General features: G+C 68.0%; 1 pseudogene. It reads left to right on the forward strand.

What is annotated here, in order from left to right:
* Nucleotides 1-1,113, forward strand: a pseudogene (locus DB708_RS25830) (HNH endonuclease signature motif containing protein); the annotation flags it as partial.

The following is a 1,113-nucleotide window of genomic DNA, read 5'->3' on the forward strand; positions in this document are numbered from 1 at the left end:
GCGACTGGCAATGCTGGCCCGTTACGAACGCGCGCGGCGGCGACTGTGCGCGGGTGAACATGCCCTGATCAACCAACTTGCGCAGCAAGCCACCCCGGCCGAGTTGGGCGGCAAGCTTTCGCATGCCCTCGCCGATGCCACATTGATCAGCCGCGCCGAAGCCGCCCGCCGGATCCGCGACGCCGCCGACCTCGGCGAACGCCACACCCTGACCGGCGAACCCCTACCACCAGCGCTGGCCGCGACCGCGACCGCGCAACGCGCCGGCCAGCTCAGCCGCGAACATGTCGCGGTGATCCGCCGCTTCTACCACCAGCTGCCCGGCTGGATCGACATCGAAACCCGCACACACGCCGAAGCCGACCTCGCCCGGCTCGGTTCGCAATACCGGCCCGACCAGCTAGCCGGACTGGCCGACCGGCTCACCGACTGCCTGAACCCCGACGGCTCCTGCACCGATGACGACCGCGCCCACCGCCGCGGTGTGACCGTAGGTAACCAACAAGCCAACGGGATGTCCGCCCTGACCGGCTGGCTCACCCCGGAATTACGCGCCACCCTAGAAGCCGTGCTGGCCAAACTCGCCGCCCCCGGCATGTGCAACCCGAATGATGAAGCCCCCTGCACCGACGGCGCGGCGTCACAGGACGCCATCGACCACGACGTCCGCTCTCAGCAGCCCAACGCAACCACGACGGCCGGGGCGCCGCCCTGCGCGCCATACTGGCCTCCGGTGAACTCGGCCAACACAACGGATCGCCCGCCTGCATCATCGTGTCGACCACCCTGACCGAGCTGGAAGCCGTCACCGGCCACGGCAACACCGGCGGCAGCACCCGACTACCCATCAACGACGTGATCCGCCTAGCCCGCCACGCCCACCACTACCTCGCAGTCTTCGACAACGCAAAACCGGTGGCCCTGTACCACACCAAACGCCTCGCCTCACCCGGGCAACGAATCGTGCTCTACGCCAAAGACCGTAGCTGCACAGCGCCCGGCTGCGACATCGGCGGCTACTACTGCGAAATCCACCACATCACCGACTACCCGCAATGCCACACCACCGACATCGACAACCTCACCATGACCTGCGGACCCCACCACCGCCTG

This window comes from Mycobacterium montefiorense (assembly GCF_003112775.1).
GTDB classification, from domain to species: Bacteria; Actinomycetota; Actinomycetes; order Mycobacteriales; family Mycobacteriaceae; genus Mycobacterium; species Mycobacterium montefiorense.